Genomic DNA, 22,871 nt, shown 5'->3' with positions numbered 1-22,871 from the left:
GCGGGGGTCCTGTGAGACCGGCAGCTGATTTGCGGGAAACTGAATGACGAGGAAACTGGAATATCTGCACGAGATCGAGCGCTGCGTCTCCTGGCTCGCAGCCTGGACGATCCACCACGCCAACCACGTCCGCGAGGGCGATGAGATCAAGGTCGGGGGGCATCAGGCCTCGTCCGCGTCGCTGAGTACCATCATGACCGCGCTCTACGGTTCGGTCCTGCGCCCGCAGGATCGGGTGGCGGTCAAACCCCATGCGGCGCCGATCTTCCATGCACTTCAGTATCTGGCGGGCAACCAGACCCACGAAAAGCTCATGAACTTCCGCGGCTACAAGGGCGCGCAGAGCTACCCTTCGCGGACGAAGGATGTCGACGATGTCGACTTCTCGACCGGGTCGGTGGGTCTCGGCGTTGCTCAGACGCTGTTCTCGTCGCTGGTGCAGGACTACGTCTCGGGTCACGGCTGGATGAAGGAGCGTGCCGAGGGCCGAATGGTCAGCCTGATCGGCGACGCCGAGATGGATGAGGGCAACATCTACGAGGCCCTGATCGAAGGCTGGAAGCACGGGCTCAGGAACTGCTGGTGGGTGGTCGACTACAATCGCCAGTCGCTCGACGCCGTGATCCGGGAGGGCCTCTGGCAGCGTTTCGAGCAGATTTTTCGCAACTTCGGCTGGGACGTGATGGTCCTGCGCCACGGCGCTCTGCAAGAGGCTGCCTTTGCCGAGCCGGGGGGCGAGAAGCTGCTCGAGTGGATAGAGCGCTGTCCGAACCAGCTCTATTCGGCGCTGACCTTCCAAGGGGGTGCTGCCTGGCGCAAGCGGCTGCTCGACGAGATCGGAGACCAAGGGCCGGTCACCACTCTGATCGAACGCCGCTCCGACGACGAGTTGCAGGCGTTGATGACGAACCTTGGCGGGCATGACATGCCGAGCCTCCTCGAAGCCTTCGAGGCGGCGTCCAGGCATGACCGTCCCGTCTGCTTCATCTGTTACACCATCAAGGGCTACGGTCTGCCGCTTGCCGGACACAAGGACAACCACGCGGGGCAGATGACGCCCACGCAGATGGAAGACTACCGCCTGCAAATGGGCGTAAAGCGGGGTGAGGAGTGGGACAAATGGGCGGCCGCCACCTTGCCGGAAGCGGAACTTGACGCCTTCTTCGCAAAGGCGCCGTTCTTCAGTGAGGGGCGTAGGAGGCTGTCTGCGCCGTCGGTGCCGGTGCCTGAAACCCTTCCGTCACCGGGGCAGCCCGGCAAGCCGCTCTCGACCCAGATGGGCTTCGGCCAGATCCTGAACGACATCGCACGCGAGCGCAGTCTGCTTGCCGACCGCATTGTCACCACCTCGCCCGATGTGACGGTCTCGACCAATCTCGGTGGCTGGGTCAACCGGCGCGGCCTTTTCGCCCGGGAGACCATGGCGGACACCTTCAAGGCCGAACGCATTCCGTCGACCTTTACCTGGGAATTTGGGCCGAAGGGGCAGCACCTCGAGCTCGGGATCGCCGAGTCGAACCTGATGATCATGCTTGGGGCACTCGGTCTCTCGCACTCGATCAATGGCGTGCGCCTGCTGCCGATCGGGACAGTCTATGATCCCTTCATCTACCGATCGGCCGACCAGCTAAACTACGCCTGCTATCAGGATGCGCGCTTCATGCTGGTCGCAACGCCCTCGGGCGTGACGCTAGCGCCCGAGGGCGGAGCACACCAGTCGATCGGCACCCCATTGATCGGCATGGCGCAGGATGGGCTTTGCGCCTTCGAACCGGCCTTCGTCGACGAACTGTCCGTGATCATGCGCTTTGCCTTCGATTACATGCAACGTAATGGCGAGGGGGATCCGGATGAGACGACGTGGCTGCGTGATCAGACCGGAGGATCGGTCTATCTTCGCCTGTCAACCCGGCCGCTCGAGCAGCCGCTGCGCGACATGAACCCGGCGCTCGCGCGGGACATCGTCAATGGCGCCTATTGGCTGCGTCCCCCTGGGCCCAACGCGAGTGTCGTCATTGCTTATCAAGGCGTCGTCGCGCCGGAGGCGATTGCCGCGACGGGTCTTCTGGCGGAGGACCGGCGCGATGTCGGGCTGCTCGCGATCACCTCCGCGGACCGGCTTAATGCGGGCTGGCAGGCGGCGGAACGTGGCCGGCAGCGTGGCGCGATTGGCGCCCTGAGTCATATCGAGCGGCTGCTCGCGCCGCTATCGCGTGACTGCGGCATCGTCACCGTGATCGACGGCCACCCGGCGACGCTCGCGTGGCTCGGTGGGGTTAACGGGCATCGCGTGAAGGCGCTCGGGGTCGAGCAGTTCGGCCAGACGGGGACTATTGCGGACCTATACCGTCACCACGGCCTGGACACCAACGCCATCGTACATGCGGCGCAGGCGGTCAGTGCGGGACCGGCTGTTCGCTACCGGAAGGCGCTGCCTTGACCATGAGCGACCGGATGCTCCGTGGCTGGTACGGATCGGCTGTTTCCACGGGCGTTCCGGCTCGCTTCAAAGCGGACAGGGCCGGGACACTGTGGACGTTCTGATCGCGCTTGAGTAGCTTGTGCGACCCCCAGGGTCACCTGGGAATACGCAGGGAGGCGGCTTTTATTTAGCCTTGCGCCCAATTACGAATTCGATCCAATCCAGTCCGGAGCAAAAGCTCCGCATCCTCCCGATTTTCGGCTTCGACGTAGCACCGCATTTCCGGGGCATTTCCGGATGGACGCAAATGCAAGACACGCTTATCCGCGAGAGTGATACGAAGCCCGTCAACATCGCTAACCTTGCTTACCACTCCAATCGACCCGACGAAGGCGGCGATGTTAGTTTCCGCTGTACGAAGGTATGTCATGAGGCGAGTGCTGCTTTCGACGGAAAAATTTTCCAAGCGATCCGCCGCCGCCGCCGGCAATTGAAAGGAACTGCCAATCTCCGACAGTGGCTGCCCACTTGTATTAACAAGGGAAAGTGCCGCGAGGATGGGGAGAAAACTGTCGCGTGTAGGTAGCGCTGGCAGTTTAGTTCCGTTCGGGTCAAAGTCCGTGCCGGTCAACAAACCACCGTTTGCTTCGAAACCAACCACGCGCTCGTGACCCGACGCAACCAAATCGAGCATGGCAGCAATAACAAATGGCGATCCAACCTTGGTACGCACGACTTTAAAAGAACCTGCGGTCTCGATGCCAGAGTTTGATGTGACCGGCGTGACGACTGCCTTCGCTTGCAGGAAGTTCGCCGTAATCAGGCCTAACAAATCACCGCGAAGGGGGTCTCCGTGGTCGTCAGCTACCAGTGGGCGGTCACCATCGCCATCTGCCGAGACGACCGCATCAAGCCGATGCTCTTTGGCCCAGAGCTTGAACTGTTGAGCAGTCTCGTCAGAGACCGCTTCAGTGTCGACAGGAATGAAACCTTCCGAACGTCCCAGGGTTACGACCGTCGCACAGTGATATGAGAGAATGTCAACCAAGAGATCGCGCGCGACTGTGCTGTGCTGATATACGCCCACCGTTAAGCCCTTTAGAGCATTAATCTCCATAAGCTTTCGATTGCGCGCCATGAAAAAGGCCTTGCATTCGGCCTCCCGGTGCTGCCGACGTGCAACAGCACCTTCAAGGACGTATCCGCGCTTCTCCAACTGCAAGGCGATGCGCGTTATCTCCCGCTCATCACCCTTGTCGATCTCACCGTCGGGTCGATAGAATTTTATTCCATTACGGTCGGCCGGAATGTGCGAGCCTGTGATCATCAAACAACCACTCTTACGCGCCTGAGCATACAGTGCCAGGGCAGGGGTGGGGACTGCGCCGCAATCGACTACGATGAAGCCGAGCGCGGACAGTGCCGCCGCACAGACGGCGGCGATGGCCGGACTCGAGGCGCGAAAGTCGCGCCCTATGAGTATCTCGTCGCCAATTCTGGCCAGGCCGGATTCCAGCAGGAATGTCGCGAATGCCGTTGCATATAGGGCAGAGGCGGCTCCTGCCAATTCTGTCGCCAGGCCCCGTAATCCACTTGTTCCGAATTTCATACCAAATCCGACGTTGCTAACCGGGTTTTGAAGGTAACATGCTCAAACTTTGGCTCGTCCGGAATGCCCATCGACAGATCCCTCGGACGAGAACAAGAAGTACATTCGGTTACCGTAGACGCGTTCGGTTATCGACGGTTACCCTTGTGAGGATTGACGCAGTCGGCGTCGGCGTGGGCAGCGCACCGTGACCTCCACGGCGACGAGGTTGGAGCGGATGGGGTCCGGGTCCGGCAGGGCTCCTCGCGGCTGGCTCACATGAGCGCTATCGCCATCGAGTGATTGTCTCAACTACATTAGCTCTGGGTCCCGAAAGCGCGTACAGGCCTGAGACGCAGCAAATCCTCTTATCTATCGCCGTTCGGTGTAGCTCCCGTTCAGAAATGCATGATAGACACTCTCGATGCCTTCCATGAGAGTGATCTTTGCTGCCCATCCCAAAGTGCGCAGCTTGTCGACGCTCATCAGCTTTCGCGGTGTACCGTCAGGTCTAGAGTGATCATGCGCGATCTCCCCGGTAAATCCGACTACACGGCAGATCATTCTAGTCAGCTCTAGGATCGTGATGTCCTGTCCGCAGCCGAGATTGACGTGATCATGGTCAGAGTAGTTCTTCAGAAGGAAGACTAATGCGTCGGCGCAGTCGTCGACGTGCATGAATTCCCGACGTGGTGTGCCCGTGCCCCAGATGGTGATTTGCTTATCACTTATGAGCTTAGCTTCATGCGCTTTCCGGATCAGCGCTGGGATGACGTGGCTTGACTGCAAGTCATAATTGTCGCCTGGCCCGTAGAGATTCGTCGGCATAGCGGAGATGTAGTCGCGGCCATATTGCTGGCGATAGGCTTGAGCCATTTTGATGCCCGTGATCTTGGCGACGGCGTAGCATTCGTTGGTGCGCTCTAGTGGCCCGGTCAAAAGCGCGCTTTCAGGAATGGGCTGTGGTGCCATCTTCGGATAGATGCAAGACGAGCCGAGGAAGAGGACGCGGTCGACATTGTTTTCGTGGGCTGCCGCGAAGATATTGGCCTCGATCATCAGATTGTCGTAAAGAAAGTCGACCGGATAGGTGGCGTTCGCGAGAATACCACCTACCTTTGCCGCCGCCATAATGATAGCGTCCGGTTTCATCACTGCCACGAAGTTTTCAACCTCGGTCTGTCGCTTGAGGTCTAGCTCTCCCCGAGGGGCGGCCACAACTTTGCAGTCTTCAGACGCGAGTCGGCGTACAACAGCGCTGCCCACCATACCTTTGTGGCCAGCGACCCACACGGTTTTTCCGTTCAGATCATACATTACGCTTCCTTCATGACTACAGATGTCTGCATGACCTTCAGGTCTTCGCGTACCATTTCCGCAGCAAGCTCGCGCACGGATGTCTCATGCACCCAGCCGAGCTTCTCCTTCGCCTTGGTAGCGTCACCCAGGAGAAGATCGACTTCCGTGGGGCGGAAGTAGCGTGGGTCCACTTGGACTAGGCATCTGCCGCTCGCTACATCATAGCCCTTTTCGCCGACACCCTTGCCACGCCATTCGATCTCGACGCCGATATCTTCGAAAGCCCACTCGACGAATTGGCGGACAGGAGTCGTTTTGCCCGTCGCCAGCACGTAATCATCCGGTTGATCCTGCTGTATCATCATCCACATACCTCGCACGTACTCACGCGCATGGCCCCAATCGCGTTGAGCATCGAGATTGCCGAGATAAAGCTTGTCCTGCTTGCCCAGGTAGATAGCAGCGGCAGCGCGGCTGATCTTGCGCGTCACAAAAGTTTCGCCACGAAGGGGGCTTTCGTGATTAAAAAGAATGCCGTTGGAAGCGTGCATACCATAGCCCTCGCGATAATTGACGACCATCCAGTAGGCGTAGAGCTTGGCGGCGGCGTAAGGGCTGCGCGGATAAAAGGGCGTCGTTTCGTTCTGCGGTACGGACTGCACGAGGCCGTATAGCTCCGAAGTCGAGGCTTGATAGAAGCGGGTCTTGTCCGTCAGACCGAGGAGGCGAATCGCCTCAAGAAGTCGCAATGTACCGATACCGTCCGCGTTTGCTGTGTACTCAGGTGTTTCGAACGACACCTGCACATGGCTCTGAGCAGCCAAGTTGTAAATTTCGTCTGGCTGAGATTCCTGAACCACGCGGATGAGGTTAGTCGAATCAGTGAGGTCACCGTAATGCAAGATCAGGCGCGGATCGGATTCGTGCGGGTCTTGGTAGAGGTCTTCGATACGACCCGTGTTGAAGGAAGAGGAACGTCGCTTAATCCCATGAACGATGTAGCCTTTTTTGAGAAGAAGACGGGCAAGATAGGCACCATCCTGTCCAGTTATGCCCGTAATAAGAGCAACTTTTCTGCTATCGCCCATTCTATTCCTGCTCTATTAAAGTTTAAAGTTTCGGCTCCGGCTCGCCACGCCGACACAATGTGCGGCCAGCCCCGTGCGCTATGGAGCACTTCGACAGATGCGGCGCGAAGCTCGTCATTGACAGTCCGCCAGCCGAGCACACCTCTTGCTTGGAGTCACAGCAAAATAGAGTTGCGCCGCTAACCTGTCGGCTTCGTACATGCGGTCTGAGTGCCGCTCAGCTCACGCCGTGAGCGCATGTACTCCCAGCACCTTGCAGCTGATTTGCTCATCCATCAGTGAGTGAGGACGCCTTTCTTTCTTGCTTCAGCGTCTTCTAATGGGAATTGTTTGGATCAGTGAAATCGATTGTTTGGATAAAGTGCATCCACAGAATGGATGGTCTGGCCGAGCAGCGGGGGCGCATCGCCGGCCCGGAGTCGTAGGCGCGAGCTTCCGTTTCGGGGCGAGGACAAAGTTCGTGGCCGCGAGCCCTCACCACAGCATCCGGCACAGGTCGTGCAGAACTTTGGGAGCAGATTGCAGATTCTGTCGATCAGCTGGTTCCAGGCGCGTCGAGCTGTCGACCTCATCTCGCCCGGTACCGGTTGCTGTATGCAGCTTGCACCCTTGGCGTATGGCGTCGACGGAACGATTTGCTCCGGCAGGCCGTGTCGCAGCGTTTCCCGGCTGTTTCGGCTCTATTGGCCGGGCCCGCGTCAGCCGAGCCCCTTCATCATGGCATCCAACACATGGATGGCCGGCATCCACTCAATAGATTTTACATATGCCGCGGAGGCCCAGTAGAGAAGGCTGAACCGGAAGCGAGGGCATCGGCTTCAAGCTGTGCGAGCGTCACGGGATTAGTGGGCAGTGCTGAGTGAGCTCTTCTGCCCTATGCCCCGGCCTCTGCCAAGCGCGTCAGGGTCTACGTGTCGACTAAGGATACCAAACCGGGCAACCTCCTCTCTGAACGAGATTTCCGAAAATGCATGTTAGTGGATTGGAAAAGCGCCGGTTCGTCGTCTCTCGGAGGCGTACGGGGTTCGGTGATTGTCTGTGGTCATTGGCGGCCGCTTGGCGCTACGCGCAGCGGTCGGGACGAACTCTAGTCATCGACTGGCGGGGGGCCTGCTACCTCGACCAACCCTTCACAAATGCGTTTCCGGTGTTCTTCCAGCCGATCAATGACATCGCTGGCGTGCCGGCTATTTCCGACGACCGGATCAACGACGTTTCCTTCCCTGGTCCATTCTTCCCGGAGTGGTGGAACAGGCCGGCGATCGAGTGCCTTTACCGGCCAGATGAGCAGATTTTCCAAGAGCGCGATGAGTTGGGCGAGCTCTTTCAGGCCGAACACGATGTCGAAGCGAACACAGTAGTGTGTGACGCTTGTCTGATGTGGCGGTGCGATGAGGATGCAGAGCGGCAGGTGTTCCAGAGTGTCAAGCCTCGGCCAGAAATTCAAGCCCGCATAGATGCCATTTATCAGGAATGTTTTGAGGGGCACAGCATCATCGGGATTCATGTTCGGCACGGTAACGGTGAAGACATCATGGAGCATGCGCCCTACTGGGCCGATCCGGAGCTCGCCGTTCGGCAAGTGTGCGCTGCAATTGACAAGGCTAAGGCGTTACCGCACCCCAGGCCTGTGCGGCTGTTCTTATGCACGGACAGCGCGCGGATACTGGATCTTCTGTCGGCCAGGTTTCCCGATCTGCTCACTGTCCCGAAGCACTTCGGATCCAATCAAGGTGGCCCCTTACACACTGCAGCACTCGGGATTGACGGCGGAATTTCCGCCCTCGTTGAGATGTATCTTCTCGGGCGCTGCGATACCGTAATTCGGTTTCCCCCGACGAGCGCCTTTACACGATATGCACGCCTTTTCGCACCACGGGTAATTGAATTCGATCTGAAAGAGCCAAGTCGTTTGACTTTGATAGAAGGCAGCCAAGTCTCTGATCTCAGTTAAGACCCGCCACCTGCGCAATTCGGCAGACGCAACCAAAGGCATAGTTGAATGCGCATTTCTCACCGACGCCAGTGGAGGCGTCGTACATTACCGATAGCGTCGTCATCTAACGCCGCCTGCAACGCGCCAGAACTTCGCTGTTACGCGGGGGCCGCAGACAAGCCAGAGCGACGGCGATCGTGACGCTGACGCTCGAAAGAACGCGGGCGATCACTCCAGAGACGAAATTGAGGTTGGTTTATGAAAGTCATTCCCGTGATCATCAGCGGCGGAGCCGGATCGCGGCTATGGCCCGCCTCAAGGCAATCGCACCCCAAACCTTTCCTCAAAGTGGCGGATGGATATTCTCTCATTCAGCAGACTGTGCTGCGCGCCGCTTCGATAGAAGGTGTCGTGGAACTCGTCGCTGTGACATCCGGGGACCACCTCTTCCTGACCAAGGACGAATTTGACGAACTGGATTCCGTGGTCCTGCCACGCACCTTTCTGCTCGAGCCCGAAGCTCGGGATACGGCCGCCGCCGTGGCTGCAGCCGCGATCCATGCGAGGGCAACGCAAGGCCCTGACGCGATCCTGTGCGTCTTCCCGGCCGATCACCTGATTAGCAACCTGCCTGCGTTTCTAGACGTCATGGGCCTGGCCATGGAACATGCGAAGCTCGGGCGGATCGCCACATTGGGCGTCACCCCAACCAGACCGGACACCGCATTCGGCTACATCGAAGCAGATGGTGAGAACGTCGTCCGTTTCGTTGAAAAACCGGATCTGGAGACAGCCAAAGCCTATGTCGCGTCTCAACGCTTCTTCTGGAACGCCGGCATCTTCTGCTTCAGTGCGCAAACCATGCTCGACGAGATGGTTTTGCATTGTCCCGAGGTGCTCCAGGCCGTCGCCGACAGCTATGAGAACGGCCGCGCCAGTCAATGCCAAGGCTTTGCCAAAATCGAACTCGCGCCTGAGCATTTCGGTTCCGCGCCGCGAATCTCGCTCGACCACGCTGTCATGGAGAAGACTAACAGACTTGCCGTGATTCCCTGCGACATGGATTGGAACGACATCGGATCTTGGAACGCAATGGCCGATTTGATCGCCCCCGACGAAAGCGGGAACAGGATACGCGGCGATGTGCACATGGTCGACACGACCGGCACCTATGTGAGCTCCGACAAGCGCGTCATCGGCACGGTGGGCGTAAGCGATCTGGTGATCGTGGATTCCCCGGACGCTTTGCTTGTCACATCCCGCGACCGCGTTCAGGACGTTAAGAAGCTCTTCGAGGGCCTCAAGGCTTCGGGACATGAAGCTCATCTGGTCCATAGCACGGTACACCGGCCCTGGGGTACCTATACGGTTCTGGAGGAAGGCGAGCGCTTCAAGATCAAACGCATCGAGGTGAAGCCCGGTCGCCAGTTGAGCCTGCAGATGCACTATCATCGTTCGGAGCACTGGGTCGTGGTCAGCGGCTCCGCCAAAATCGTCAATGGCGAGCAGGAGTTGTTCCTGGGGACAAACGAATCTACTTACATCCCCTGCGGCCATAAGCATCGGCTCGAGAACCCAGGCAGAATTGACCTGGTTATCATTGAAGTGCAGAGCGGCGATTATCTCGCCGAGGATGATATCGTTCGCTTCGACGACGAATATGGTCGAACGTAGATAACAGTACAAAAAACGTTAAACGGCGAGCCGTCGCTCAAGGATCTCTGTCGTGGGTTCTGGGCCTGACATTGACAAGCAGCGGGCCGAGCGTGTCACAGTATCCGCCCCGCACTCTCATCAGGCACTCGATCGTGGTCGAAAACATCGGTGAGCGCTTGACAGCGCGCCGTCCGCGGTAACGAAGACTTCAGATCTTTTTAGGCGGACCCGTTGCTCAGCTGTTCAACGGCACAGCCGTATTTCAGCCTGTAGGCGGAAATGAAATCCTCGTCGCTGCAGATGCAGCGGCCGCTGGAATCTTTGGCTTTCGGATCATGGAGGTGAGAACCAAGGGGGCGCAGTAGATTCACGCGAGTGCTGGTTATCGGACTATCGGAAAACCCGCACTATGCTTGACCAGGTCTGTGGCAAGCATGATCCCGGCAAGCGCTGCTTGAAAGGCCATCGGAACCACGGTTCGAACGAGACGACTTCCATCGCTAAGCTGGAACACCAGACCGCCGCAGATAGCCTGCTGATAAAAGGAACGGAGGGGCTGGCCAACAAACGCGGCGAGCGGCTCAAACGGCACAGCCATCGCCGTAGCCACCCGAGCTACGAACTCATTGGGGACTCCGGTATTGGTCTGCAGGAGCTTTTTACCTCATCGTGTGCTTCCGGCATTCCGAGTTCCTCCGCGACCGGTTGGTGTTCGTCCTTGGATTTCCCGGTCGGCATTTACATGCAGCAAAGGCAAGCCTGGCCGCCATCGAAACCATGCCGCGAGATGCCTAGATCTTGCTCCTGAGTCCAGGCGTTCGCGATCCATCGGGGCAGAGCACCTTGGACAGCTAGACGGTCGGCGGCGGTGTCAAGCGCCACACCCACTCGGTCGAATACCCAGTCGCCCCGGCGCGCAACATATTCTGCCCACTTCATAGGGTGCGCCTCGACTTCAAGGGCGGTGGACCGAAGGGCGTTGGTTGCGAGGGCCGCCTTAGAGAGGCCGACCACCGCCTGACCTGCCAACACGTAGCGCTGCAGGTTTGAGAGTTCGATAGCTTCGTGATCAACTACATGCAGGCGCCCCGACAGACCGGATTGCCTCGCCAGCGCCCAGAGCGAGCCATGGCCTATCGCGCCGAGCCCAACGAGGTGCGTTTCGCCAAGGTCGACAGGGAAGTTTAAGGGGCTGGAATCGCCGGCGTTGCTCTTGTTGTAGGTGCATAAAGAGAGGTCGATGTTCTCGTCCAGCTCGGCGCCGGTCAGCTGGGAAGCAAAGATGGTTCGAAAGACGTTGGCCGCGGCGAAGCAGCTTGCGGCGCCAGCTCCATAAGGCAGCAAGCTCGAGCCAGAGCCCACCGGGTCCGTACGCGACAGCTTTGCCGCCCAACCCTGCGATCCCATGAAAAACGTTGGGCACCGAAGTGATGGGTGCACCGCGCCTGCAGCTACACAGACCGTCGCATACTTGCCGGAACGCCGGATGCTGAATTTTGGATTGATCGACTTTGCCAAGCGCTCGAGCGCTTGGGCTTGAGAGCTCGCGACCATATCCAGGGGGACTATGGCCAGAACCGGATACAGTCTGGCAAGCAACCTGACCGTAAGGTCACGCGTCGCCTGGCCCTCGGCACACAGGCTTGTCGAGGAGCTCGTCGGCGATGTCGAAATGCACGTCGCAGAGAAGCTGCTGCCGGCGCTACGCGCCGCAATCGGCGGACATCTCGGCGAGCCCACGAAGGGCGAATGGTCCCTTAAGATCGACGCAGGCGATCTACAGACGATCAACTTTCATTATCCGACCGCGCTAGCCGCGGAAGAGTACGAAGGCATGGCCTACATCACTCGGCGGGTTAAGCTCGAGTTCGGCGCCCGTGGCGACCCATCTACCGAACAGAAGACGACCCGTTCCTATGCGGCGGAAGATTTTCCAGATTTCTTCGAGGATCCGGATTCCACAGTGACCGTGTTGTCGGTTCGGCGGACTTTATGGGAAAGATAACCGCCCTCCATGCCGAGGCGCACAGGCCCGAGGAAACGCCGACGCCGCAATATCTCTCGCGGCATTACTACGATATAGCGATGCTGCTCGACACCGAAGATGGGAAGGGTGCGGCCTTGGACTTTGAGCTGCTCGAACAGGTAGCCAAGCACAAGGCGGTCTTTTTCCGCTCTAGCTGGGCGAGCTACGAGACGGTGCGGCCCGGGACGCTTCAGCTCGTGCCGTCCGAAATGCGACTGCGGACCTGCGCTCCGACAACCGTGGCATGCCGCCGATGATGTTCGATGAAAAGCCACTGTCGTTCGATGAAGTCGTTTCGCGTCTCCGGAAATTTCAAGAAACCATCAATGCCTCGTCGCCCGTTCTGCAGAAGCCCGACGAGTAATTCAAGCCTGAGCAGCGTTACGGCCGAATACAGGGCCCGTTGTCCCAATCGGGACAATCGGCCGGCACTGGCGGCGGCGTTACGGCGACAGGAACAGTCCTCGACCTTTTTACTTCGCCAACGACCGCTTTGCGCCATATCCCTGCCGTTCCCAGCTGTTCTCAACGAACCCAGAACCTGCCGTCCGTTCAGGCGAGCTAGAACAAAGTGTTGTGCCCACTTGATCGCAAGGACGACTCCCTGCAAATCATCTCAATGGTGGAAAAGGAGCCCAGCCCCGAAATCGCGCGCGGTTCTAGCCCGGCATCGCGGGGGCCTGCCGGTGCCTATATTGAAGGTGAGCTCGGCGCGCTGTATTTGCTCGCGCTGCTGACGGGCAATCGGGCACCAGGCTTGCCCGACACCCGGGTCGTCAGCGTTCGGTTCCAGGGCACGGAGCAAGGGTTCAAGCTCGATGACCTGATAGTCTCGGGCGCGGGATCGGCGGGCGACTTCATCCTCGAAATCCAGTCGAAGCGGGATATCACCTTCTCGCCCGGCGATAGTGTCTATCAGGATGTCGCGTCACAAATCGCGCGGAGCGTGGCGGGCTCTGTCCCGGAAGACCGGCATCTTCTTGGCATCGCGACTCAGCGGACCAGCCGCAAGATTTCTGGCGCATATCAGGATGTGCTCAGATGGGCGCAAACGGCGGACAGCGCGACAGCGTTCTTCAACCGGATCCACGCCAAGGGCGTCGCGAGTAAGGACATGCGCGACTTCGTGGCGACGACACGCAGGCATTTGATCGACGGCGGCATCGCTGACGATAACCAGGCGATCTGGTCGCTTTTGCGGCGAATGCTCATTCTCGAGTTCGATTTCGAAGCGACAGCGCCGATCGCCCGAACGTATAGTCAAGCACTCGCGCGGGTGGCGCTGGCAGACGAGGATGTCGACCGTGCCGAGGCGCTATGGAGCCGGCTGATCGATCTGTCGATCAAGACCGGAACCACTGGTGGTAGAATTGATCGAGATAGCCTCAGGGCCGATCTCGCCGAGGCAGCGTTCCGGCTTGCCGGCGACCGCGATTATGGGCCGGCACGCGCCAGGCTCGCCGAGCTCGCGCAGAATACGCTTGCCCATATCGGGACGAGCGTGGCGGGTGTGACCTTGCCGCGGTTGGAAGCTGTCGCTGCGGTGGATGACGCGTCCGAAGCGCATCGGTTCATCAAAATCCGTGGCGATTCCGGTGTCGGCAAATCCTGGGTGCTTCGCCACGTCGCCGAGCGCGTGGCGCGCCAAGCGCCGATCATCGTGCTTGACCGCGATTCGACGCCGGCAGGCGGCTGGCTGCCGTTCTCCAACGCGCTCGATATTCCGGGTTCGGCGGTCGAGTTCCTGACCGATCTGGCCGCGAGCGGCGGCGCGATGCTGTTCATCGACGGCATCGATATGTTCGACGATCGGGGCCGCCAACGCACCATCAACGAGCTCATGCGCGCGGCTAGCACGATCCCGGGTTTCACGGTAATCGCAACCACGCGCACTGCCGGCCATGTCGATGTCGAACCTTGGCTCGACGAAGAGATCGTTGCCGCCCTGGGCGGCGCGCAGCCGGTACTCGTCGGCCCCTTGTCGGACGATGAAGTCACGATCCTCGTTAATCAGGCGCCGGATCTTCGGCTGCTGCTTGCGCCCCAACATCCGGCCGCCGGCCTTGCTCGCAATCTCTATCGGCTATCCCGGTTGCTGAAGGTGCCGAGCGCGACCGAGGTTCGCACCGAAGCAGCAATGGCCGATCTGTGGTGGAAGAGAGCGGACGGCGCGGCGGCTGCCGAGGTGCGCGCAGCGCAGCGCCTGCTGGCAACGCTCGCGGCGAGTGCCATAAAGGGAGAAGACGGGACCGAGCTGACCGAGGATTCTTCTGCTCGGTCGCATCTGCTTGAGGCACTGACGCTCAAGGAAGTGCGCCGCGACCGGCTAGATTTCTATCACGACGTGCTGCGCGACTGGGCGATCGGCAACTACATCGCAGAGAATCCGAGCCGTCTGGCCGCACTCGATCTGAGTGTGCCCGTATCGACGCGTGTGGCGCGCGGAATCGAGTTCGCCGCCCGTCTCACGCTCGAGATGGGGGCAGATTGCGGCGCCTGGACCGATCTAATCGCTCATCTGTCTCCGAGAGGGGCGCACGGATCATGGCGGCGCCAAGCCATCCTCGCTTTGCCGCGGTCGGAGGCCGGCTTCGAATTGCTCGAAAAGTGCAGCGCTGGTCTATTGGCAGACGGCGCAGCTCTCCTTAGCGAATTGTGCACGGCGATCGCGGCGGCCGAGACCGTGGCGACGGCCGACTTGATGACGATGCCGGACGGCTCTAAGGTCAATCTGCCGCGCTCGTATCGTACAAGTATTACCGGGTCGGCAGTTCTGGTCCTGCGCTGGGTGGTGGCGCACGCTGCCGAGATTCCAATGTCGGCGATCGGCGCGGCGGTCGAGCTGGTCCAAATACAGGTCTATTTCCTCAAGCACCTTCGACCGTTCGCCGAGCAGACGGCCATCATGCTGTTCGGCTGGCTGCGTCAGCTTGATGTTCGCGACGCCGAGGTGACGATCCCCGGAGAGCGAAGCCTCGGCCGGGCGGCGAGCGACGCGTCGCGTAGCACGATAGAGCAGTTGCGCCTGATTGCGGTCTTGCTTGGCGAATTCGCGCCCGATCAACTGAAGACCTATTTAAGGGAGATCGGCGCCGAGAGGGACAGCTACAAGGTCAAGGCGATCCGGCCATTTTCCAAGATAATTGCGCCGGTTGCGCCGGCCGAGCTTGCGGACCTCGTGCTGTCGAGCCTCATTGAGAAGCGGGATCGGCGCAGCCGTGGTGACCGCTCGATGGGCCGAGCCTTCAGCTTCGCCGACAGCGACTATCTGCCGGCTTCGCCAGCGCAGCCGCCATTCCTCGATCTGTTGGAGTCCGGTGCGACCGAAGGGTTGAGACTGATTCGGTCGCTGGTCGCGGAAGCGATTGCGTTCAACGCCAACGGGCTTGTGTCGGAAGACGACGGCTACACCGTCGATCTCGGCCATGGCCCGCGCTTCTTTCCCTGGGCTTCGAGCTACTTGTGGTCTCGCGATCAGAGCCACGAATATTCGGCGGCCTCTGGACTGAAGGCCCTCGAGGCGTGGAGCCAGCAGCGCCTCGACGACGGTGTCCCCGTCGATGAAGTGCTCACCGACATCCTTGGACCCGAGGGCAGCTGTGCAGCCTATCTGCTGGTCGCAATCGACGTGCTGCTGTCGCATTTCGGTGTAGGCCGTGATGTTCTCGCTCCTTTTATCGCGGCCCCGGAGCTGCTGGCTGCCGACCGTGCGCGTCAGACCCATGATCATATCGGTTCGGGAATCGATTTCCCTATCGGGAAAGAGCCGGATGGAAAGGTCAAACTGGCCGACTTGAAAGCCCGCCCGTCACGGGGTGCGTCCTTGTTTGAGATCGTCCCGAATTATATGGGCGACGACACCATTGCGAACCGTCTGCGTGAGCAGATGAGCGCTGCAGTCGAGAACCTGGACCCCTATGAGCCTTGTTCGAACTGGGGAGATGCACGGTTCATCGCACGCGTTGCCAACAACATGCTCCAGCGGTCGAACTGGACAGACATCGGGGGCGGGAAGTTGGCCTATCAATCGCCGGCGGACGAGGCCGCTCATCTCGCAGCGACGGAGCAGATGCGGGGTGAGTTTGTCCGATCGAGCGAACTCGAGGCGCGCATCAGTTTGGCTATGGCCGGAGAAGGCGAAAACGCCACTGCTTCAACGGCACGCGATGCGGTCGAGTATGCAGAGGGCGATCTCCCCGACGACACTGATACCGATGCTCTCAAATCGCGCTCGACAAGGCTGATCACGACTGCCTTGCTCGTAGCACGCGACGGGGATGACGATCTGCTCGCGACGCACGAGAAATGGGTTCGCCAGGTCATCTCAATCGCGTTGGAAGAGCAGTCCGATCGCGGAGGTGGTTCTCAGGATACGCTGCGCTTCAACCGGCCGGCGATCGCGACGCTTGCACTGATTCATCTCTGGGAGCGCAAGGGGAGCAACGCGGACCGAGATGCGCTGATCCGGCTCGCGACACGCAAGGACCGCAGCGCCTCGCCGGCCTTTTCCGGCTGCCTTGCGCGGATCCTCGAGATCGAGCCCAGGCTCTTCAAAGCGGCGATGCGCGTAGCCTTCTCAAGCATGACTTGGCGCTGGAAGAGCTTTCAGGAGGAGGAGGACGCCGAGCATGCGCGTTTCGAGGTAGAGCGGGCCGCGACAATCGATGCCGCGGTCGCGGCCGAGATCGCGTGGCTGGATGGCGGCGCCGAACCTGCATGGCCGATTTGGCCCAGGGAGCGTCCACATCTGCGCCGCGGCTCGCGCATCCGCGTTCCTGGACCAGTCACACCGACAGACGAAGACGAGGCGATCGAGATCGTCCACGTCGACAGCTCGGCTGCGGTGCAGTGGCTGGCGATGATCCAGGCCGCACCTAAGGGATCGATCGGCTGGCGGCAGGAGGTGGTCGCGGGCTATGCCGACTGGACCGCGCGAATGAACGGATTAGGGCTGTCGGTTGATATCGAGATCGACCGCGATCCCCACGACTGGAACCTGCACTATTATGCGCTGTTCGCCGAGCGACTACTCGACGGCACGCCCGCGTCATTCGATACCGATCTGAAGCTTGTGACCGACTTGCCCGACGAGCCCTTCGGCGACGTTGCGCAGGCGGTCATGCATGCGGCCGACGCGCTCTATTTTAATGATCCCCAACGCCCCGCCTCTCGGCCTGCCGATCTGCGCGCCAAGCTGGTGGAGCGGGTGATCGCGCTCAAGCGGTGGGAATATGCCGGCGATCCGGCCAGCTCGCGGATCGACATCGAAAGTGGCGGCATCATCGCGAAGATGCTCCTCAATACCTACGATCCGTTCAACGGGACGCACAGCTATCTTCCACCATTACTCTTCGACCGTGTCGACCCGCTGCTAGCCACAATGCGCCCTCTGCTGAGGGGCGGCCCGACGGTGTTCGTGGCGCTTTGCACTATGAAGCTGCTCCTTGTTGCGCCGCGGGCGCGACACCTCGACTTTGTCCTCGATGCCGTGGAGGCCTGGTTCGACCGCACCCGCGCGGCGGGCCTGTGGATCACCGCTGGCATCGGTGGTCGCGTCGTGCGATGGCTCGACGCCGCGTTCGCCGAACAACCGAGCCTGCTGGTCCCGGCGCATCCCGCGCGGGGCCGGATCGACCGCGCGCTGGGCAATCTGATCGGGGTTGGCGTCGCCGAGGCGCATGAGCTGGAGTTGCGGGTGGAAGCGGCGGCGGGCGCCCCACAGGCATCGGTCGCGCATCTGGATGGGAGAAGCTGAGAGGTCCTCCTACGCGATCGGCGCGCAAGGCGAAATCGCAGAGCATCAAGCATCGGCTCAAACACCTCGGCCAGCGGAGGGTGACTCGGATTGCAGATTAGCTTTCGCGCCAGCCAATGTGAAAATGGAAGTGAAATATCTTGCGCTGGGTAGATATTGCTCCGCCCGCATAATTGCTGACTATCTTTCGGTGTGCCAAGGCTGGGCTCGTGGATATTCTCGACTCACAGATCAATGCGCCAAGCAAGTGGCAAACCTTCGAGGACCTGTCTTGCGCCTTGTTCGCGGAAGTATGGAGGGATCCAACCGCGCAGAAGAACGGCCGGATCGGCCAACCGCAGCACGGCGTCGACGTATACGGCTCGCCCGAATGGAAGCCGGGTAGATACTTCGGTGTTCAGTGCAAAGGCAAGGACCAGGGCTTTGGCGGAAAGCCAACTAAGGCCGAGTTCGATATCGAGCTCGCCAAAGCAGAGGCGTTCGCACCACCCCTCGGGAAATGGTATTTTGCGACGACTGCCGAGGTCGATGCGGATCTCCAGGAGCACGCCCGCACTGTCTCCGCGGCTCGGGTTGCCGTCGGCAAGTTCGAGGTAGATATTCTTGGCTGGGGTGCTCTCAAAGCCTTGCTGGCAAAGCATCCATCGGTCATCCGCCAATTTTACCCTGAACTTGCGGCAGGCGCCGCCGATCTCGAGCGTGTTGCCGAGGCCGCTGAGGCCGCCTTGGGGTCAATCGAGGACCGCCTGCGCCGCGGCAGTGAAAGTCTCCAGCTGCCCCGGTCGGATCTCGTTGCGCGCGCGTCGGTCTACCTTGCTGAGCATAATATCGTCCGCGTCACCGGTGAGGGCGGAGGTGGCAAGTCGGCTATCCTGAAGCGCCTGGCACTTGAACATCAGGGTCCGCTTTTTGTTCTGAAAGACAATAGGGTTCGGGCAAGCTCGCTCGCCGAATATCTGGTGCAACTCGGGATCGGCGAGACATCTACAAAGCTGTTCGAGCGCCTTGGGCGCGGTGGCAATCTGCTGGTCCTGATCGACGGGGCCGACCGACTCCTGCTCTCGGAGCGGCGCGGGGTCGTGACCGACCTGCTGGCGCTCGCGGCACGTTATCTGGATGCCGGCAATTGGCGGATGATTACTTCCGCTCGCGCATATCAAGACCGGGACCTGGTGCTCGCTGCGCTCGATGACGCGGGGATCAGCAAGTCGGCGAGCCTTCCGGTCGATGCGATAGACAAGGAGGATTGTGAAGCAGTCGCGGAAGCGTTCCCGGCCTTTGCATCTTTACTCAGACGGAATGATCTTGCTCAGCAGAACCGGCGGCTCTTTCTTCTTCGCGAGCTTTTAAAGCTCGACGTACCGCCCGAGGGGCGTATCACCGAAATGGATTTAGCAGGAAAATGGGCTAATGCAGATCAGAATGATGCCCGCCTAACCGCTTGCCGGACCAAGGCTCTGTCGCAGATGGGGCGGTGGCTTGTCGAAAATCCGACGCGCGCGCCTGGGAGCTCCGTTTTCGATCCGGAAGGAGCGCTCTGCCTCATAAGCGAAGGCACGCTGGTTTCAGACCCTCGTGCCGACGCAATCACGCTTGCTTTTGACGTACATGAGGATTGGCTCATCGCCCGTGGTCTGCTGCCCGATTGCGACCGGCTTAGCGAACGTTTGCGCGACAGCGGCGAGCCATTGTGGTGGCTTCGAGCGGTGAGGCTCCTCGGACAATTGTGTCTCGAGCAAGGCCACTATGTCCGTTGGCGCGAAGTGTATGCGGCACTCGAAGCCGACACCTCAATGGATCCTGCCTGGGCTCGGGCCTGGCTCGTCGCGCCGCTCCATACCGAAGCCTCTAGCGCAATCCTTGACGACCTCGGTTCCGCCCTCGAAGCCGATGACTTCCGGCTGATCCGCCGTCTTCTTGACACGCTCCTCGTATCCGAGACTCGGCTAGACGAAACGCTCCTACACTCGCCGCGCCTTGCCCATTTTAGCGAAAGCCAACGCTACGCGATCGCAAGCTATGGCAAGCAGCCGGTGTGGCGAAGCTGGGTTCCCTTTCTACGTTGGTCGCTGCCGAAATGGTCCAATTGGCCGAAGAGTCTTATTCCTCAGCTTACCGAGACTGCGCGTGTTTTCTGCCGAGCAACGCTCAACATCCCGAACGCCCATAGCCAGGCCATAGGACAGATCGTCCGCCCTTGGCTCGATGAGATCGAGGAATGCCGTCACTTGCTCGGTTGGAGCGATAGACGTGAGCCTTTCGGGATCGATTTGCCGGACCGCGACGCTTGGAAGCTAATCGAAGAGAAACTTCGGGAGGCCCTAATATTCTGCGCTGAGTCGGACGCACGCGGTGTCGAAGCCTATCTCGCGCGTCTGGCTAATGATCGGCGCCTCGGCAGCCCGCGACGCAAGTTGCTGAAATCCCCTGGTTTCCTTCCTGGTAGGTTTCCAGCCACGTGGGCCAAGCTTTCCGCCTGCCACTATCTGCCGCCGCGACGCCGCTCGCGTAACGATCAGTCGATCCTCGGGCGTGAGCTATTTAGTTTTTCCGATGCTCATAGCGCTGGGCTCCCTGACGGTCAGAGTTGCTACCCGCCTGGCCCTTCACGCGCAGGTTTCCTTGAGTTGTTTGAGGCCGACGAAGTGTTGGCGCTGGATCTTTTCCATCAAATCGAACGGCGGGCCTCGGTCTTTTGGCGCTGGTACGCCCGCTGCCGCGACGGCGAACAACCACTTGCGCTGATGCTCAAGATCGATGGGCACACCATCGCTCTCTGGGGTGACGAGACCGTTTACCGCTGGTCCCGAGCCGTACTCGGATCAAACATCCTGGGTTCGATGCATCTCGCGCTCGATGAATGGATGTATCGGCAAGCATCCAATGGACGGGATGTCGGCGACCTTATTAAGCTTGCTCTTCAGCCCAACGGCCTGGTGGCAACGGCGGGTGTGTGTATTTCGATCCTCAAAGCGCATGTGAATACCCCGGGTGCGATTGATCACGCTGCGCCATTTCTCGGGACGCCGCGGTTCTGGAACTACGACATTCGGAAGCATATCGACGACCAACAACCGACGCATCGCATAAGCTACAGTTTCTCCGAGCGTGACCACCACTTCGATCAGGTCGAGGCGATCTTCGAGCGACATAAGGCGCAGTCACCGATGTCGCACACGTTGATGCTTCCATTCCGCCTCAAGGCGGGCGAGGACGCCCAAGCCGAGTTCGACGCGTTGCGCGGCGCGTGGAGTTTGGAGGATCTCGCCGAAGACGAACGACAGCTTGCCGATTCATCCTGGGTGGCGGCGAACAAAGAGCGGTTTGCCCGCATCCTCTCCGATAGCGACCGGGATCAGGTCGAGATCAGTTACAATCAGACCGAGCAGCGTATCGAAGCCCATATCAGTCCTCCGGCCGAGCAGCTCAAGATTATCGAGGCTGCAGAAGAAAACCGCCGCAGAATGGGACAGGTAAATCGGTTGGCGATGTGGGCAGTCCACTCGCGCAAGAAAGATGGTATCGAGGAAAGCTTGACCCTCGAAGAGGCTATCGAACTAGCTGATCAAGTGATGGCCGAACCGCCCGAAGACGCCAATGATGACGGATTCGGGCTGGCCCGGAGAATGACCTCCTTCGCCATTGTTGGCGCCGCAGCCGTTGTCGCGGCAACGGCCGATATGGCGTTTCTCGATGCAAGGCTCGAATGGGTGCGCGAGCGGCTTGTGGCGGGTTGCGGAATTCGGCGATCACTCGCAGAAGAACGCTTTACTGTTGATGAGGCGCTGCTCAGCTTCGATGCGCAAGATATTGGCGCATGGGGGCTCACCGCCTATGCATGCCGCCAACGCAACGACGCCATCGAGCAGCGCGTCCTCGAACTTGCCGTTGATCGGCTGCACGGCATTCAAAAGGCGGTGCTCGATGGACTTCTCTGGGACGCAAACCCGGACCTTGCGCGCCGGGTGACCTTTGCAGCGCTGGATGTGTGCGTGATCGACATTGGCCATTTCTGGTTTCAGGGCAGCGAGGAAAAGGCTGCGAGACGCATGGCGAGAAGGCGATTGAAGATTATCAAACGTGCTGCAAAGCCATGTCCGACAAACCGAGTTCCAGAGCTTCCGCCGCCACCCTATCGGTTTCAGTGGATACGCGGTCGCAAATGGTATCATCCGCCGCGCCGCATTCGGCTGATCTCACCTGTCGTGCTCGACTGGGGACGCGTCGCGGAAATTCTAACCCGTCTCGACTGGCGTCGCCTTACAAGCGAGACAACGGGGCGCGACGCTTTCGCGGCCTATTTGAAGGGTCTCGTCGAATGGACTCGGGACTATTCGGAAGGCGAGGAGTCGCGGCAGCACGACCGCCGCTATCCCTTCGAGTGGGCGCACAAGATGGCGCGCGAGGTGGGGCGCTTTGCGGCCTTCCACGGCGATGGGGCGATCTGGAACAGTCTGACCCGCTTTGAAGAAGGAGATCACGCCCGGGAACTCGTTGGCAACTACATGGAGGCGATCGCCCACGAACTAATGGTCAGCGAGCGGAGGCCCGACGCACGCTTCTGGTCCGCATGGAAGCCCGCGGCGGAATGGGTCATGGCGACGGCCGTCCCATCTCGGCAAACCAATTATGATTCACTCGACGATTGCGTGGAGGCTGCAGGGTTCGTAGGCCCTTGGTCGACTCCAATTCCGCCCGGTTGGCTACATCTCACAGATCTTCTGGAATGGATCGACACCTGGCAGCAATCGACGCTTCATCTCCGCCGAGCGGCGTGGTTATCATTGCGTGTGGTCGAACGCATGTCGTTGGACGAGCGGGCTTCCACCTATACGCGATGGCTCGCCCGTCTTGTCGAGGCGCATGGCCGCGATCCGAAATTCTGGCGATATGAAGATCTTGGCGACCGCGCCGCAGCGCTCGCGAAGCCGTTGGCCGATCATGCGGCCAGCGACAAATCCGAGATGCGGCGCATATTGGCCATTATAGCCGATGCTGGTTCGAACGCTGCGCTTGCGATTGTCCCACTGTTTGTGCAGCGGAAGGGCCTCTAGCAAGGTCGCTAAACATTTTCATCCGGGCTTCCCTAGCCTGGTAGATG

The 22,871-nt window shown here is 60.0% G+C and carries 9 protein-coding genes and 1 pseudogene; 6 read left to right on the top strand and 4 right to left on the bottom strand.

All coding sequences use genetic code 11. From position 1 onward, the window contains the following. Positions 1-43: 43 nt before the first annotated feature. Complete coding sequence (locus NKK51_RS15820) at positions 44-2,440, top strand: transketolase (protein ID WP_352553817.1); 2,397 nt, start codon at positions 44-46, stop codon at positions 2,438-2,440. A gap of 169 nt (positions 2,441-2,609) precedes the next feature. On the opposite strand, the gene NKK51_RS15815 is transcribed toward NKK51_RS15820, so the two are convergent. From NKK51_RS15815 to gmd, 3 genes are all read right to left on the bottom strand, one after another. Next, positions 2,610-4,031: a phosphomannomutase gene (locus NKK51_RS15815; RefSeq protein WP_352553815.1), complete on the bottom strand. Its 1,422-nt coding sequence runs from the start codon at positions 4,029-4,031 to the stop codon at positions 2,610-2,612. Positions 4,032-4,382: 351 nt separating this feature from the next. After that, a complete protein-coding gene (gene fcl / locus NKK51_RS15810) occupies positions 4,383-5,327 on the bottom strand; it encodes a GDP-L-fucose synthase (protein WP_023689384.1) in 945 nt (314 codons plus the stop codon). After that, positions 5,327-6,397 (bottom strand): GDP-mannose 4,6-dehydratase, encoded by a 1,071-nt coding sequence (gene gmd / locus NKK51_RS15805; protein WP_023692482.1) that lies wholly within the window; start codon positions 6,395-6,397, stop codon positions 5,327-5,329. Before gmd ends, fcl begins: the two co-directional genes overlap by 1 nt. A 967-nt stretch (positions 6,398-7,364) precedes the next feature. Between gmd and NKK51_RS15800 the strand changes: the two genes are divergently transcribed. Then, complete coding sequence (locus NKK51_RS15800; protein ID WP_352553813.1) at positions 7,365-8,351, top strand: nodulation protein NodZ; 987 nt, start codon at positions 7,365-7,367, stop codon at positions 8,349-8,351. Positions 8,352-8,591: 240 nt separating this feature from the next. Then, entirely contained in the window at positions 8,592-10,007 is a 1,416-nt protein-coding gene (locus NKK51_RS15795; protein WP_023766636.1) for a mannose-1-phosphate guanylyltransferase/mannose-6-phosphate isomerase, read from the top strand. A gap of 720 nt (positions 10,008-10,727) precedes the next feature. Here the strand turns inward: NKK51_RS15795 and NKK51_RS15790 are convergent. Next, positions 10,728-11,729 carry an E2 ligase fold family C protein gene (locus NKK51_RS15790; protein ID WP_352553811.1) on the bottom strand — a complete coding sequence of 334 codons (1,002 nt, stop codon included), beginning with the start codon at positions 11,727-11,729 and terminating at the stop codon, positions 10,728-10,730. Between NKK51_RS15790 and NKK51_RS15785 the strand changes: the two are divergent. From NKK51_RS15785 to NKK51_RS15775, 3 genes and pseudogenes are all read left to right on the top strand, one after another. Further along, positions 11,662-12,272 (top strand): annotated as a pseudogene (locus NKK51_RS15785) (nucleotidyl transferase AbiEii/AbiGii toxin family protein). The gene NKK51_RS15790 and the pseudogene NKK51_RS15785 sit on opposite strands and share 68 nt — an antisense overlap. 362 nt (positions 12,273-12,634) lie before the next feature. Beyond that, entirely contained in the window at positions 12,635-17,770 is a 5,136-nt protein-coding gene (locus tag NKK51_RS15780; RefSeq protein ID WP_352553809.1) for an NACHT domain-containing protein, read from the top strand. Positions 17,771-17,979: 209 nt separating this feature from the next. Beyond that, positions 17,980-22,824, top strand: coding sequence for an NACHT domain-containing protein (locus tag NKK51_RS15775; RefSeq protein WP_352553807.1), 4,845 nt, complete (start codon positions 17,980-17,982; stop codon positions 22,822-22,824). The last annotated feature ends 47 nt before the right edge of the window (positions 22,825-22,871 follow it).

Origin of the sequence: Mesorhizobium sp. M0011 (assembly GCF_040324155.1) — a bacterium.
Classification (GTDB): Bacteria; Pseudomonadota; Alphaproteobacteria; order Rhizobiales; family Rhizobiaceae; genus Mesorhizobium.
The sequence above is the reverse complement of the archived record's forward strand: the minus strand, read 5'-3'. Positions and strand labels throughout refer to the sequence as shown.

Bases quoted from the DNA above. Each gene is read 5' to 3' on its own strand.
- NKK51_RS15820 (WP_352553817.1), top strand. From the start codon at position 44: ATGACGAGGAAACTGGAATATCTGCACGAGATCGAGCGCTGCGTCTCC.
- NKK51_RS15815 (WP_352553815.1), bottom strand. From the start codon at position 4,031: ATGAAATTCGGAACAAGTGGATTACGGGGCCTGGCGACAGAATTGGCA.
- fcl (WP_023689384.1), bottom strand. From the start codon at position 5,327: ATGTATGATCTGAACGGAAAAACCGTGTGGGTCGCTGGCCACAAAGGT.
- gmd (WP_023692482.1), bottom strand. From the start codon at position 6,397: ATGGGCGATAGCAGAAAAGTTGCTCTTATTACGGGCATAACTGGACAG.
- NKK51_RS15800 (WP_352553813.1), top strand. From the start codon at position 7,365: ATGCATGTTAGTGGATTGGAAAAGCGCCGGTTCGTCGTCTCTCGGAGG.
- NKK51_RS15795 (WP_023766636.1), top strand. From the start codon at position 8,592: ATGAAAGTCATTCCCGTGATCATCAGCGGCGGAGCCGGATCGCGGCTA.
- NKK51_RS15780 (WP_352553809.1), top strand. From the start codon at position 12,635: ATGGTGGAAAAGGAGCCCAGCCCCGAAATCGCGCGCGGTTCTAGCCCG.